Genomic DNA, 13208 nt, shown 5'->3' with positions numbered 1-13208 from the left:
AGAATTCCCCTTTCTTGAACCTGAGTCGGGTTGACTCAACTTGTGAAAAATACGTTAGCACTCGACACCCGAGAGTGCCAATATTTTTCGTCGGCCACATCGGGTCCCTCCATCTCGCACGTTTCTTTCATGGCCGCTCCAGAATGCTCGTATGCTGGAGCCCATGACGGCAAAGCAGGTGGTTCTCGCGGAGTACCTGCGTGCTCGACGTTCCGCTCTCAAGCCCGAAGACGTCGGCCTGCCGTCCGATCCTCAACGACGGGTGCAGGGGCTCCGGCGCGAAGAGGTCGCCGAACGCGCAGGCATCAGCCTCGAGTACTACGTGCGCATCGAGCAGGGTCAGAACCACAGGATCTCCGAGCAGGTGCTCGACGCGCTGGCCCGCGCGCTCGACCTCGACGAGAGCGGACGGAGCTACCTCTACAGACTCGCCCTGCCGTCTCCCTTCGACTCCCGACCGGCGCGGCCCGATCACGAGGTCAGCGAGCTTCTGCGCTCCATGCTCGACCAGTGGGCGGGAACGGCGGCGGTCATCTTCGATCGCAATCAGGACCTGCTGTTCGTCAACACCCTCGCAGCGGCGTTGTCGCCCGGCTACGTCGTGCCGGGCAACAACTACGTCGAGATGATGTTCGGCACCCCGGCCGAGAACCGGTCGAACGAACGCTGGCGCGACACCGCGAGCGACACCGTCGCCGCCCTGCGCTTCCACGCCGACCCCGACGATCCACGCCTGCAACAGCTGGTCGCGACGCTCACGCCCGACCCCGACTTCCACGCCATGTGGGCAGCCCACGAGGCCCGACCGTTCTCGTCAGGACTCGCTCCCAACTTCGTCGAGGGCTACGGCTGGGTCGAGCTCCCGTTCCAGGTGCTCGACGTTCCCGACGGCCTCTTCATGAATGTGATCGTGTGCGAACCCGACTCCCCGGCGGGGTTCGCCATAGAGCATCTGCTGGCTCGGCTGCGCGCCCCTGACGAGTTCGACGAGTCGCACGCCCCTCAGCCCGAAGCAGGCGCCGCAGCGACCGCCGAGCCGAGCGCTGCCGCCAGATAGGGCGCCGTTCGACTGTCGACGTGCCCCGCCACGACCTCCGGCGCTCCCGCCGCGACGACGCGCCCGCCCTTGTCGCCGCCTCCGGGTCCCATGTCGATGACCCAGTCCGCGTCGGCGACCACACTCATGTCGTGCTCGACGAGAACGACCGTGTTGCCGGCATCCACGAGGCCGTTCAGCTGGGTGACGAGCAGGCGCACGTCGGCCGGATGCAGGCCCGTCGTCGGCTCGTCGAGAACGTAGAGCGTGTGGCCGCGCCGGGCACGCTGCAGCTCCGTTGCGAGCTTGATGCGCTGCGCCTCACCGCCCGAGAGCTCCGTCGCGGGCTGGCCGAGTCGCAGGTAACCGAGCCCCACCTTGCGCAGGGTGTCGAGGCTGCGCGCGGCCGCGGGCACGTCGGCGAGGAAGCCGGCCGCGTCGTCGACGGTCATCGCCAGCACATCGGCGATCGACGCCTCGCGGTAGAGCACCTCGAGGGTCTCGGCGTTGTAGCGGGTGCCGCCGCAATCGGGGCAGGGAGCGTAGCTGCCCGGCAGAAAGAGCAGCTCGACCGATACGAAGCCCTCGCCCAGGCACGTCGGGCAGCGGCCGCCGTCGACGTTGAACGAGAAGCGGCCGGCGTCGTAGCCACGCTCGCGCGCCTCGTCGGTGGCCGCGAAGGTCGCGCGCACCGCGTCGAAGAGCCCCGTGTATGTGGCCAGGTTCGACCGCGGCGTGCGACCGATCGGCTTCTGATCCACCTGCACGACCCGGTCGACGGCCGCGTCCGACAGGGCCTGCTCGGCGAGCACGCCGCCGACCAGGCTCGACTTGCCCGAGCCCGACACCCCGGTCACCGCCGTCAGCACGCCCAGGGGCACGTCGACGTCCAGGTTCCGGATGTTGTGGCGCGAGACCGCGCGCAGGCTCAGCCAGTCGCGGGGCTCGCGGGCGGCCCGCCGTGCGGATTCGTCGCCCGAGGGGAACAGGAACGGCCGCGTGACCGACTCGGCCACCTCGGCGAGCCCGCCGACGGCGCCGCTGTACAGCACGCATCCGCCGCCCGAACCGGCCCCGGGGCCCACGTCGACGACCCAGTCGGCCTGGCGCACGACATCCATGTTGTGCTCGACCACGAACACCGAGTTGCCCGACGCCTTGAGCTGCTCGAGCACGGTGATGAGCGGCTCCGCGTCGGCGGGGTGCAGCCCGGCAGACGGCTCGTCGAGCACGTAGATCACGCCGAACAGCCCGGAGCGCAGCTGAGTGGCGATGCGCAGCCGCTGCATCTCGCCGGGCGACAGCGTCGGCGTGGCACGGCTGAGACCGAGATAGTCGAGTCCCAGGCCGACGAGAACCTCGATGCGGGCGAGCAGATCGCGCGAGATGGTGACGGCGACCTCGGTGAGCTCTCCCGACGAGCGGTCGGAGCGCGCGGCGCCCGCCGTCTTCAGCTCTGCAGTGGGACGCAGAACCTCGGCGAGGGCCGCGAACGGCATGTCGTTCAGCTCGGCGATGCTGTGCCCCGCGAACGTGACCGCGAGCGCGGCCCGGGTGAGCCCGCTGCCCCCGCACAGCGTGCAGGGCGCGGTCTCGACGAAGCGCTCGGCGCGGTTTCGCTGCGCCTCGCTCTTCGAGTCGGCGAGGGTGTGCATGATGAAGCTCTTGGCGCTCCAGAACCGACCCTTGTAGGGCTTGGCCACGCGATCGCGCTGCGGGGTCACCTCGACCACGGGCTGCTCGTCGGTGAAGAGCAGCCAGTCCCTGTCCTTCTGGGGCAGCTCGCGCCAGGGCCTGTCGATGTCGTAGCCGAGGCCGGCCGTCACGTCGCGCAGGTTCTTGCCCTGCCAGGCGCCGGGCCAGGCCGTGATCGCGCCGTCACGGATGCTCAGGGCCGGGTCGTGCACGGCCGTCGCCTCGGTCACGTCGTGCGCGATGCCGAGTCCGTGGCAGCGGGGGCATGCCCCGGCCGCCGTGTTGGGGGAGAACGAATCGGAGTCGAGCCGGCCCGTCGCATCCGCCGGATAGGTGCCGGCGCGCGAGTAGAGCATGCGCAGCAGGTTCGAGAGCGTCGTCAGGGTGCCCACCGTGGAGCGCGAACTCGGCGCACCTCGGCGCTGCTGCAGGGCGACCGCTGGCGGCAGTCCCGTGATCTCGTCGACATGCGGCGTGCTGCCCTGGGCGATCAGGCGCCGGGCGTAGGGAGCCACCGACTCGAGAAAACGGCGCTGCGCCTCGCCGAAGATCGTGCCGAATGCGAGCGACGATTTGCCCGATCCCGACACGCCCGTGAAGGCCACGATGCGATCGCGTGGCACGTCGACATCGACGTCGCGCAGGTTGTTCTCGCGGGCGCCGCGCACACGCACGAACCCCGGTTCGGCGGATGCGATGGGCTGGTTCGGGTCTGTCTGCACCGTCTCAATCGTATGGGGCCATGGGGAGTTCTCCCCCTGTGTGGGCATTCGTGCCGCTGTTAGTGTCCTGTAGGTGCCCGAATCAGCCCCACAGACCACTTCCGCCCCACAGGCCTCGACACCCGAGCCCTCCCGCACCGAGCAGCGCGCAGCCCTGCGTCGCATGTACGGTCCGCCCCGCGCGTTCGAGCTGGCGTTCCTGTCTCCGGCGCCCGCGCTGGCCTACGCGGTTCCCGTGGTGGTCGCCGTGATCCTGTCCACGGTGGTCGCCCTCACGATCGTGCCGCGCGACGCGGTGGTGATCGTTAACGGCAACATCACCCAGCTGGCCTCGTCGACCGCGGTTCTCGTGGCCTCCGTGATCGCCGCGATCCTCCTCTGCGCGGGACACGCCTTCGGCATCACCGCGGCCACGCACTCCCTCATCGCGAACGCCACCGACTCCAGCCTTCCGGCTCGCGGCGCCTGGCGTCGTGCTGCCCGCCGCCCCGGCCTCGTCGCACTGGCGTTCGTCGGCGCGCTCGCCCTCTTCGTCGCGGCCGTGGCCGCATCCGTCGCGCTCATCATCGCCCCGCTCTGGACGATCGCCGGCCTCGTCGTCGTGCTCATCGCTCTGATCGTCACCGCCCCGCTGCTGCTGGCCTGGCCGCAGATCGCGCTGGGCGACACGTCATGGGGAACGGCGCTCGCGCGCGGCTGGCGTTCCGGTCGCGACATCGTGTCGGGACGAACCGAGGATCGCACGCCGCGTGTCAGCCTGATCATCGCGGCCCTCATCGTCGGCGGGCTCGGGGTCGGCCTCAGGCTCCTCGCCGGCCTGATGATGCAGTCCATGCTCTCCGCGATGGTCGCCATCGCGCTCGGGCTCGTCGTTCCCGCGGTGTTCGCGCTGCTCATCACAGCCATCGCCGTGCGCGCCGTGATCGTTCGGGAGGAGACCCGCGCCCGCATCGGAACCGAGCCCATCGTGCCGCATCCCACGCCGTCGTGGGCAGACCCAGAGCCGGATGCCGGCACGCGCGGCGGCGCACTCGTCGGGCTGGCCGTGCTGCTGGTTCCCGCGCTGCTCGCGGCGCCGCTCGCGCTGGTGAACCCGTGGGGATTCGTGTCGTATTCGGCCGTCACCGTGCCCGGAGTCGATGACTCGGCGAGCATCCTGCCCGTGGGCGACGGAGACACGGCCGTGCTGAGCGTCAATGCAGGCTACGACCGGTTCTCGCTGAGGCTCTGCCACGGCGCGAGCTGCGCACCGCTCTTCGGCATGCCGTCATACCTCTCGACAGACACGGTCGGTACAGCCGACGGCGATCTCTTCACCGCGCAGTGGATGTTCGTCGGAGACGAAGAGGACACCGCCGACAATCGGTTCGAGCTCGACGCGGTATCGACGAGCGCCGACGAATTGCGTGAATGGGAGAAAACGACCCGCAGTGGCGAGCCGTCCTCTCCGGAGCCTCCCGGAAGCCGCACGACGGTCGCGACGCTGGATTCGACGTTCGATGAAGACGACGAGGTCGACACCCGAACCGTGTCCGACCGTAGTGCCGTGGCCGTATCGAACGACGGCGAGCATCCGGTGATCGCAGCCGTGGCACGGCGCACCGGCGGTCCGCCCGAGGCGACGATGTGGATCGTCTTCTGCGACGACGACGCCTGCTCGTCGGCCACCACGAAGACGACGCAGCTCGAGTGGATCGGGGGGAGCCCGAGCAGCGCATCCATCGACGTCGTCGTCACCGACGACGGCACAGCGGTCGTTACCCTGGCCGACCGTGAGGATTCGCGAAGCCCGGAACCGATTCCCGCCCTGCGGGTGATCTCGGCGAAAGCCGACGGTGCCGAGCCCCGCATCGAGGCACCACCACTGGCCGGCCTCACAGAGAGCGACGAGTCGCGCTACAGCGAATACGACGAGACCTTCGGTGCACGGCTCGAGCTTGGCGCCGACGGGCTGCCCGTCATCCTCTCGCGCGCCGAGGGGAGCTCTCTGCTGCGACTCATCACCTGCGCAGACGCGTCCTGCTCGTCTGCCGATGCACGAGACCTGACAGGCTTCGACTCCGGGTCGCGGACTCCCGCCTTCGCCATCGACGAAACCGGCCGCCCGCTGATCGCGATCGTTGGTGAGCGGCGCTCATCCCTCGACCTGATCGACTGTCTCGACGCGACGTGCAGCGAACTCGAGGCACGCTCGATCGCGAAGCTGGTTCAGGGCGACGCCCTGTGGTCGACCGAGGCGCTCGCCCTGAACCTCGATTCGAGCGGCAAGCCGATCATCGCCGTGGGCGACAGACTCGCGGGCGACGTCAGACCAGCCGTCGACACGATCTCCTACGAACCCGGCGAGGACAGGCCGCCGAGAGACGACGACAGGTGGGCCGGGGCCGTGCTGAACTGCAGTGACGCGCGGTGCGGATTAAGGTGAGGACCGACGCTCCGCCTGGCGCCCGTCGACTCAGGAACCCGCGAAGACGATCCTGTTGCCGTCGGGGTCGACGACCGGCAGGATCCGGAACGCGGTCGCGGGCCTGATGCCGCCGTTCTCGATGCCGGCGCCGTCGAGCAGCCGAAGCCGGGCATCCAGATCGTCGTCGTCGAGCACCATGCACGAGGTGCCGGCCCTCTCGGGCTCCACCCACACCTGCACGCCGAACGTGTCGGCGAGATACCACTCGACGAGTCCGTCCATGGGATGCGCGTCGGGGCCCCGCCCGAACAGCAGGGAGTACCAGGGAATGGACTGCGCGGAATCGCTCACCGTCATCTGGGCGAGCAGGCGCGATATCGTCACGACGACCTCCTTGTCTCGTGCAGCAAGGGTACGTCCGTTGAGGCCGTCGCTCTAGGCTCGAAGCTATGAACATCGTGGATTCCGATGAGCGCGACAGCACCTGGGAGCAGCACTCCTCACTCTTCCGCGTCTACTTCGCGACCGTTCCCGACGGCGCGGTGCGCACCGTCGATGTGTCGGATGCGACGTTCACGGAGACGCTCGCCTGGGCACGCGGCGAGGCGGACGCAGGCGAGTCGATCTCGGTCGCGCTCGTCGGCACCGACGATCGAGGGCTGCGTGGCCTGACCTGGCTCTTCGGAATGGACCCGAACGACTCGTCCGAGTCGGAACTGCACGACCGCATGCTCACCGAGATGCACGGGGAGCGCCGCGACCGGGCGTGACCCCGCCACACGCCACTGAGGTGCCGAGAATGGTCGCTTCGACGCGTGCCGAAGCGACCGATCTCCGCACCTCAGCGCGCGGGGCTTGTCAGGCGGTCGCGCTGATGTCTTCGGCGAAGGAGGCTGCGCGGATCTGCAGCGACGCTATGCGGTCGAGACGCGCGGCCTCGATGTCGAATCCGATGTACGCCATGGTCGGGCGCTTGCGCACGTTGCGCGAGCACTCGAAGTCCGAGCACACGAGGGTTCCGACGGTGTCGCCGTTGCGCCCGGCCGCGCCCGCGCGACGGGCACTGAAGAACACGACGTCGTTGGGCAACTGCACGTCCTGGCACCACGAGCACTGGGCTCGGGATGCGGGCTTCGTGTCGGCCCGCCGCAGCAGCACGCCGACCGCGACGTCGCCGACGGGAACCACGACGTACGCGCGACGGGGACGCTTCGGGTCGTTCCAACCGAAGTAGTCGAGCTTCGCCCAGTCGATCTCGGCGAAGCCCGCGGGCAGCGTGAGGTCGGAGAGTTCTTTGCGGGACGCGTTCACGAAGGAGTCGCGGATGGTTTTGTCGTTCAGAGAAAACATGTGGTCTCACCAATTCATTCGACTCGCGGCGAGATGCAGCGCGAGTGGATGTTCGTTCGGACGGTGCAGAAGGGATGCACACCGCTGAGCCGCGCGCGATGAACGCGTGCGGCTGAGGGGCGGGGCTACCTGATGCCGGCCAGAAGTCGGCCGGCAACCCCCTCACGCCCGGAGGGCGTCACGAACGAATGGGAGATACTCACGCGTCGATTGTACGCGCGCATCTGCGACGCGTGCCCGACGCGTGCGCCTACCGGTCGGGATTCAGTTCACGGATGAACGACTCCGGAAGTCGCACGTTCAACGGAACCCGCGGAAAGAGGGCCGCAACGTCGGCCGGCGTGTAGCCCGCGATTCCGCAGCCGATCTCGGTGACCAGGAAGGTGAGCTCGGGGCGCATCTCCGCGAACTCGACGAACGTGCCGATCTCTCGCTCCAGAACACCGAGTCCGCTCATCGTGTCGATCGCGTACGACTGCCCGTGCAGTCCATAGCCTTCGCCCCAGACGGCGCCGAAGTCGCGCTGGGCCTGCGCTGCGGCGCCGGCGCCGTGATGCCCGCTCGCGTTCGAGCCGAAGACGAAGATCTCACCGGGCTGCAGTGCCCCGATCCTCGAAGCGGAAGACTGAATTGGCATGGCGGAAGACTACGTCGCTCGCGTGCGCATCTCTAGCCCATGAGAGCAGCGAGAACGGCGGTGCCGAGTCCGAGCACGACGACCGCGCCGAGCACCCCGAGCAGAGTCCACACGAGCCACGTGCCGTTGGTCTTCGTCGTACCGACCGCGCCGATCTCACCCTGGAACCACTGCGACGCGGGCGGACTGTACTCGAGCTCGGGCAGGTGATTCGGCTGAAGCAGGGCGACCGCCCTGCCGTAGGTGAAGATGAACGGCATCTCGCATTGAACATGCACAGGGCGGTCCGCAGGAATGGTGAGCACGTTCGGTCCCCAGGCCAGACGGAATCGATGACCGTCGAGCAGCACATCGGGAGCCACCCAGCTCGTTGCGATGAGCGGCTGCTTCTTCGCGATGAGCGTGAGGGTTCGGGTCGGAATCTGTTGAGGCATGGCGTCGTACGGCATGACGGGAGCCTAGCGGCAGCGTTGCAGCAGTGTTGCGGCAGGCATGGCGTGGTCGCGGCCCGCGCAGTAACGTGACGATCATGTCGAGCGAATCATTCATCTACACGATCTACATTCGCGCGACGCCGGAACGCATCTGGCAGGCGATCACCGATCCGTCGTCGGCAAGCCAGTTCTGGGGCGTCACCCACATCACCGATTGGATGCCGGGCTCGAGCATGACCTGGCAGGTCGCGGGCGCCACGATCGCAGACCCCGAGCAGGTGATCCTCGAATCCGAGGCTCCGCACCGCCTCTCGTTCACCTGGCACACCATCACCGACGAGTTCGTGCTCGCCGTCGGCGACGACGACGATCTCGGCGCCTCGATGGCCGCCGAGGAACGCTCCACCGCGACGTTCGACGTCGAGCGGTTCGGCGCGCAGTCGAAGCTCACGGTGACCCACACCGGATTCGCCCCGGGCAGCGCGATCCTCGCCGGAGTGACCGAGGGATGGCCGATGGTGTTCTCGAGCCTCAAGTCGCTGCTCGAGACGGGAGACGCGCTTGTCTTCGCCTGACGAGACGCAGACCGAGCTCGATGCGGCGATCGCCGAGGGCTACGCGCGCCGTGACCGCGACAACATGGCCCCGACGATCGAGTACTTCACGGCGCTGCTGGCGAAGCATCCCGATCACCCCCACGCCATCTACGAGGTCGGCGGGGCGTACGACACGGCCGGCGACGAGGAGCGGGCGCGCGGTTTCTACGAACGCGCCCTCGCCGCAGGCCTGCAGGGCGATGCGCGCCGTCGTTGCCTGCTGCAATACGGCAGCACCCTGCGAAACCTCGGACTCTTCGACGAGTCGATCGATGTTCTGCGCGAGGCGTGCTCCGACTACCCCGACTCCGACTCGTTGCGCGTGTTCCTCGCGCTGTCGTTGCACGCGGCGTCACGCAGCGATGCGGCCGTCGCCGAGCTGCTCTCGTTGGCGGCCGATCGCATCCACTCGCCCGACATCGACCGCTACGAACCAGCACTGCGCAGCAACGCCGACTATCTGAGAGCACGCGATGCCGACGCGCAGGAGCGCACTCCAGAATAGGAGGCATGGTCACCCTCCCGAGCGGCATCGTCGCTCCCGCCCTGCGCATCGCCCACGCCAATCGCATCTTCGTCTCGGCCGACGAGGCCCGGCGCCACGTGCGCGCCCGTGAGCTCAGGCCGGCGTCGTACGCCCCACCCGGCCGCCTGCATCCGGATGTTCGTGTCGACGTCGAGCATCGCGACGGCTGGCCCGTGTACACGGTCGCGCCGCGCGTCGGAACCCCGGTGGGCAGCCTCGTCTACGTGCACGGAGGAGGATGGGTCAACGAGATCGTGAGCCAGCACTGGAACCTCGCCGCACAGATCGCGGCCGAGGCGAACACCACCGTCACCCTTCCGATCTACCCGCTGATTCCCTTCGGAACGGCTGCCGACACTGCGGCATTCGTCGTCGATCTCGTTCGACGCAACATCGATCGCTTCGGCAGCGCGAGCATCGGGGGCGACTCCGCCGGCGGCCAGATCTCGCTGTCTGCGGGCCTCGCCCTGCGCGACGACCACGACATCACTCTCGCCCAGACGATCCTCATCTCACCGGCCCTGGATCTCACATGGAGCAACCCCGAGATCCCTCGAGTTCAGCCCAGCGATCCGTGGCTCGCGACCCCGGGCGGCAAGGTCCTGGCCGAGTACTGGCGCGGTGAACGCGATCTGCTCGACCCGGTCGTGAGCCCGCTCTACGGAGACCTCGCGGGCCTCGGGCCGATCACCCTGTTCTCGGGAACGCGCGACGTGTTGAACCCCGACGCCCGCCTCCTTGTCGAGAAGGCGGCGGGCGCCGGGGTCGAGCTCGACTACCACGAGGGAGTCGGGCAGGTGCACGTGTTCCCGCTGCTGCCGACCGCCGTGGGGCGCGACGCACGCGCGATCATCGTGGCCCGCATCCGGAATGCGCTCCGCGCGAGCGGGCCTGCGGCCTAGAGCCTGCCCTCTTTCGCGTCGGCGGCGACCTCGACCTCGTCGCGGCGGGCGTCGCCGCGCGTCTTGCGCAGGCTGAGCACCGTGGCGACGGCGATCGTGAGACCGATGAACACGAGCGAGAACCAGATCGGGATCTCGGGCGCCCACTCCACGTGCTGACCGCCGTTGATGAACGGAAGCTCGTTGACGTGAAGGGCGTGGAACACGAGCTTCACGCCGATGAAGGCGAGGATGACCGCGAGACCCTGGGCGAGGTACACGAGGCGCTCGAGCAGGCCGCCGATGAGGAAGTACAGCTGGCGCAGGCCCATAAGAGCGAATGCGTTGGCGGTGAAGACGATGTACGCCTCGTTGGTGAGTCCGTAGATGGCGGGGATCGAGTCGACCGCGAACACCAGGTCGATGAAGCCGATGGCCACGATCGTGAGCAGCATCGGGGTGAAGAAGCGCTTGCCGTCGATCTTCACGGCGATCTTGTCGCCGTGGTAGTCGTCGGTGATCGGCAGGACCTTGCGGGCGAACTTCACGATCTTGCCGTTGGCCGGGTCGGACTCGTGGTCGCTGAACGCCTGGCGGTAGGCCAGCACGAGCAGCAGGGCGCCGAAGATGTAGAAGATCCACGACACGTTCTCGATCAACGTCGCACCCACGGCGATGAAGGCACCGCGCATGATGAGCGCGATGATGATGCCGATCATCAGCACCTTCTGCTGGAACGCCTTGGGGACGGCGAATCCGGTCATCACGATGAGGAACACGAAGAGGTTGTCGATCGACAGAGCCTTCTCAGTGAGGTAGCCAGCGAAGTACTCGCCGCCGAAGTTCCACCCCGAGACCATGCCGATGCCGACTCCGAAGAGCAGGGCGAGGCTGATGTAGAAGACCGACCAGCGAGCCGACTCGGCGATGGTGGGCTCGTGCGGCTTGCGCACGTGCACGAAGAATTCGAAGACGAAGAAGGCGATCGTCACCGCGATGGTGATCAGCCAGATCAGAGGGGTGATGTGCATAGGGGTAACTCCACGGTCGGGTGTCGTCGGACCAAGGTCTCTTCCACCCTCAGAGATCTGAAGGCCGGCTGCCCGGAATCCGTCGATGGATCCGTACTGACGAGTCAGCCGTGCGGGAATACTCCCCTTGCAGGCTCAAGTCTATCCCCTGTCGGCCGCTCACGCACTGCATGAAGCTGGACGAGTACCGACAAAAGGAGACAAACACATGTCCGATTCACCCGCCGACGTCGCCAAGGTCGCCGAGCTCATCAAGGATTTCCGCTTCGCGATGGTGACCACCGTCAACACGCTCGGCGAACTCGTCGCGCGCCCCCTCACCGTGCAGGAGGCCGAGTTCGACGGCGACCTGTGGTTCATCGTCGCCCGCGACTCCCACGAGGTAGCAGAACTCGAGGTGAACCCCGTGGCCGGAGTCTCGTTCGCCTCGAACGACACCTGGGTCTCGCTGACCGGTACGGCGAAGCAGCTGGATGACCCGGCCCGACTGAAGGAGTACTGGAACCCGTTCGTCGAGGCCTGGTTCCCCGACGGACCCGAGGACCCGAACGTGACCCTGCTGCAGTTCTCCGCCTCGGGCGCCGAGTACTGGGACAGCCCCGGAGGCCGCATCGCCTCGGTCATCAGCTTCGTGAAGTCGAAGGTCACCGGCTCGGTCGGAGGCGGCAGCGAGAACGCGAAGGTCAACCTCGACTAGCCCGCAGACGCAGGAATGGCCCGCCACTCATGTGGCGGGCCATTCGGCGTTCGTCCCTTTTCGTTCCCTGAGCTTGTCGAAGGGTGTGCGTCTCGACAGGCTCGACGAACGAGGGAACTACTTGGTGTTGACGGTGATCTTGGCGATTCCGACGAGGAGGCCGGCCTTGACGGCGTCGGTCTTGAACGTGTCGTTCAGCAGTCCGGCGGCGTCTTCGGAGATGTGCACCGTGGTGCCCTCGAGGATGGCGGTGTCGTTCGGGCCGGTCTGGAGGGGCTTCAGGGTTCCACCGTGCAGGTCGAAGAGCAGGGCCTGCTCGACGGCGACGGTTCCGTTGACGGCGACGTCACCGTAGAGCTTGGAGGTGCCGGGGTCGATGGTGAAGTTGGTCAGTTCGACGACGGTGTCGCCGGCGGTGAGGGAGAAGCCGGAGCCTTCGTGCTCGATGGTTCCCTGCACGTAGGGGCGGTAGGACTCGTTGGGGTCGTAGTAGTCGACGTTTCCGCCGGTGATGGGGAAGATGAGGGAGCCGTCGACGAGGGTCGCGGTTCCGACGGTGCCGGGGGTGAGGCCGAGGCTGGTGAGGGCGGCGGCGAAGTCGGCGTCGAGGAGCACGGCGGTGTCGACACCGGTGAGCTCGGGGATCGACGCGACCGGGGTCGGGGTGGTCTCGGCAGAGGACGACGGCGACGACGAGGTCGATCCGGAGTCCTCAGACGTCGTCGAGCAGGCGGCGAGCGAGAAAGCGAGCAGACCGGCAGCGGCGAGGCTGATCGAGGTCTTGGCGATATTACGCATGAGATGAGTTCCTTTTGCTGGGGAGTTGTTGCGGACACATATAGTTCGCCACCCCCGACAGATCGGATTGGTCGCAGCACTGCACATCGAAGAAAGCCCCGCTCGACGCGAGCGAGAACACCGGAAATGCCTGATCTTTACTGAGGCGCAGCCGCTCTAGACGAGCGACTTCTCCCACCGCGATTCGAGGTCGAAGAGAAAGTCGGCATCCCCGGGCTCCCAGGGCCGAATCACAAGACGGGGACTCCCGATGACGCGCACCACCCCATCATGCCGCGCGGGCAGCTCACTCAGGTGCGGGAAATTGTCGCATCCCTGCTGGGCAGAGTCATATGGTCGTTGCAACGCTCTGATTGATCGGAGTGTTGATGTCGACGAAGAAGTATGGCGTTCGGTAC

General features: G+C 67.5%; 14 protein-coding genes. 7 read left to right on the top strand and 7 right to left on the bottom strand.

Going from position 1 to position 13208, the window contains the following annotated elements; genetic code table 11:
• Positions 1–163 precede the first annotated feature (163 nt).
• Positions 164–1057: a helix-turn-helix domain-containing protein gene (locus QCD70_RS12215; protein WP_301216587.1), complete on the top strand. Its 894-nt coding sequence runs from the start codon at positions 164–166 to the stop codon at positions 1055–1057.
• On the opposite strand, the gene QCD70_RS12210 is transcribed toward QCD70_RS12215, so the two are convergent.
• Positions 1003–3501: an ATP-binding cassette domain-containing protein gene (locus QCD70_RS12210; RefSeq protein ID WP_441004941.1), complete on the bottom strand. Its 2499-nt coding sequence runs from the start codon at positions 3499–3501 to the stop codon at positions 1003–1005. The two genes, QCD70_RS12215 and QCD70_RS12210, sit on opposite strands and share 55 nt — an antisense overlap.
• A gap of 25 nt (positions 3502–3526) precedes the next feature.
• On the opposite strand from QCD70_RS12210, the gene QCD70_RS12205 reads away from it, so the two are divergent.
• Entirely contained in the window at positions 3527–5878 is a 2352-nt protein-coding gene (locus tag QCD70_RS12205; protein ID WP_301216583.1) for a hypothetical protein, read from the top strand.
• Between the two features lie 30 nt (positions 5879–5908).
• Here the strand turns inward: QCD70_RS12205 and QCD70_RS12200 are convergent, their stop codons facing one another.
• Complete coding sequence (locus tag QCD70_RS12200; RefSeq protein WP_301216581.1) at positions 5909–6244, bottom strand: VOC family protein; 336 nt, start codon at positions 6242–6244, stop codon at positions 5909–5911.
• 65 nt (positions 6245–6309) lie between these two features.
• Between QCD70_RS12200 and QCD70_RS12195 the strand changes: the two genes are divergently transcribed.
• A complete protein-coding gene (locus tag QCD70_RS12195) occupies positions 6310–6630 on the top strand; it encodes a hypothetical protein (protein ID WP_301216579.1) in 321 nt (106 codons plus the stop codon).
• An 88-nt stretch (positions 6631–6718) separates the two neighbouring features.
• On the opposite strand, the gene QCD70_RS12190 is transcribed toward QCD70_RS12195, so the two are convergent.
• The 3 genes from QCD70_RS12190 to QCD70_RS12180 form a co-directional block, all read right to left on the bottom strand.
• Positions 6719–7210, bottom strand: coding sequence for an FBP domain-containing protein (locus QCD70_RS12190; protein ID WP_301216578.1), 492 nt, complete (start codon positions 7208–7210; stop codon positions 6719–6721).
• Positions 7211–7460: 250 nt separating this feature from the next.
• A complete protein-coding gene (locus QCD70_RS12185) occupies positions 7461–7847 on the bottom strand; it encodes an A1S_2505 family phage non-structural protein (protein ID WP_301216576.1) in 387 nt (128 codons plus the stop codon).
• 32 nt (positions 7848–7879) lie between these two features.
• On the bottom strand, positions 7880–8296 hold the full coding sequence (locus tag QCD70_RS12180; RefSeq protein WP_301216574.1) for a hypothetical protein: 417 nt from the start codon (positions 8294–8296) through the stop codon (positions 7880–7882).
• 80 nt (positions 8297–8376) lie between these two features.
• On the opposite strand from QCD70_RS12180, the gene QCD70_RS12175 reads away from it, so the two are divergent.
• From QCD70_RS12175 to QCD70_RS12165, 3 genes are read left to right on the top strand one after another with little or no spacing between them, the layout of a single operon-like run.
• Positions 8377–8856, top strand: coding sequence for an SRPBCC family protein (locus tag QCD70_RS12175; RefSeq protein ID WP_301216572.1), 480 nt, complete (start codon positions 8377–8379; stop codon positions 8854–8856).
• Positions 8843–9382 carry a tetratricopeptide repeat protein gene (locus tag QCD70_RS12170; protein ID WP_367316719.1) on the top strand — a complete coding sequence of 180 codons (540 nt, stop codon included), beginning with the start codon at positions 8843–8845 and terminating at the stop codon, positions 9380–9382. The genes QCD70_RS12175 and QCD70_RS12170 overlap by 14 nt, the downstream gene beginning before the upstream one ends.
• A gap of 5 nt (positions 9383–9387) precedes the next feature.
• Complete coding sequence (locus QCD70_RS12165) at positions 9388–10305, top strand: alpha/beta hydrolase fold domain-containing protein (RefSeq protein ID WP_301216570.1); 918 nt, start codon at positions 9388–9390, stop codon at positions 10303–10305.
• Here QCD70_RS12165 and QCD70_RS12160 read toward each other — a convergent pair.
• Entirely contained in the window at positions 10302–11315 is a 1014-nt protein-coding gene (locus tag QCD70_RS12160; RefSeq protein WP_301216568.1) for a TerC family protein, read from the bottom strand. The genes QCD70_RS12165 and QCD70_RS12160 overlap by 4 nt on opposite strands.
• Before the next feature lie 208 nt (positions 11316–11523).
• Between QCD70_RS12160 and QCD70_RS12155 the strand changes: the two genes are divergently transcribed.
• On the top strand, positions 11524–12012 hold the full coding sequence (locus QCD70_RS12155; RefSeq protein ID WP_301216565.1) for a pyridoxamine 5'-phosphate oxidase family protein: 489 nt from the start codon (positions 11524–11526) through the stop codon (positions 12010–12012).
• Positions 12013–12129: 117 nt separating this feature from the next.
• Here QCD70_RS12155 and QCD70_RS12150 read toward each other — a convergent pair whose 3' ends face one another.
• On the bottom strand, positions 12130–12810 hold the full coding sequence (locus QCD70_RS12150; RefSeq protein WP_301216563.1) for a hypothetical protein: 681 nt from the start codon (positions 12808–12810) through the stop codon (positions 12130–12132).
• Positions 12811–13208 lie beyond the last annotated feature (398 nt).

The organism is Agreia sp. PsM10 (assembly GCF_030433855.1).
Lineage (GTDB): Bacteria > Actinomycetota > Actinomycetes > Actinomycetales > Microbacteriaceae > Agreia.
Note: the sequence above shows the minus strand (reverse complement) of the source record. Positions and strands in the feature narration are given on the sequence as shown.

What these genes read in the sequence shown, in the direction of transcription:
- QCD70_RS12215 (WP_301216587.1), top strand. Translation starts at nt 164, where the DNA reads ATGACGGCAAAGCAGGTGGTTCTCGCGGAGTACCTGCGTGCTCGACGT.
- QCD70_RS12210 (WP_441004941.1), bottom strand. Translation starts at nt 3,501, where the DNA reads ATGCCCACACAGGGGGAGAACTCCCCATGGCCCCATACGATTGAGACG.
- QCD70_RS12195 (WP_301216579.1), top strand. Translation starts at nt 6,310, where the DNA reads ATGAACATCGTGGATTCCGATGAGCGCGACAGCACCTGGGAGCAGCAC.
- QCD70_RS12190 (WP_301216578.1), bottom strand. Translation starts at nt 7,210, where the DNA reads ATGTTTTCTCTGAACGACAAAACCATCCGCGACTCCTTCGTGAACGCG.
- QCD70_RS12185 (WP_301216576.1), bottom strand. Translation starts at nt 7,847, where the DNA reads ATGCCAATTCAGTCTTCCGCTTCGAGGATCGGGGCACTGCAGCCCGGT.
- QCD70_RS12180 (WP_301216574.1), bottom strand. Translation starts at nt 8,296, where the DNA reads ATGCCGTACGACGCCATGCCTCAACAGATTCCGACCCGAACCCTCACG.
- QCD70_RS12175 (WP_301216572.1), top strand. Translation starts at nt 8,377, where the DNA reads ATGTCGAGCGAATCATTCATCTACACGATCTACATTCGCGCGACGCCG.
- QCD70_RS12165 (WP_301216570.1), top strand. Translation starts at nt 9,388, where the DNA reads ATGGTCACCCTCCCGAGCGGCATCGTCGCTCCCGCCCTGCGCATCGCC.
- QCD70_RS12160 (WP_301216568.1), bottom strand. Translation starts at nt 11,315, where the DNA reads ATGCACATCACCCCTCTGATCTGGCTGATCACCATCGCGGTGACGATC.
- QCD70_RS12155 (WP_301216565.1), top strand. Translation starts at nt 11,524, where the DNA reads ATGTCCGATTCACCCGCCGACGTCGCCAAGGTCGCCGAGCTCATCAAG.
- QCD70_RS12150 (WP_301216563.1), bottom strand. Translation starts at nt 12,810, where the DNA reads ATGCGTAATATCGCCAAGACCTCGATCAGCCTCGCCGCTGCCGGTCTG.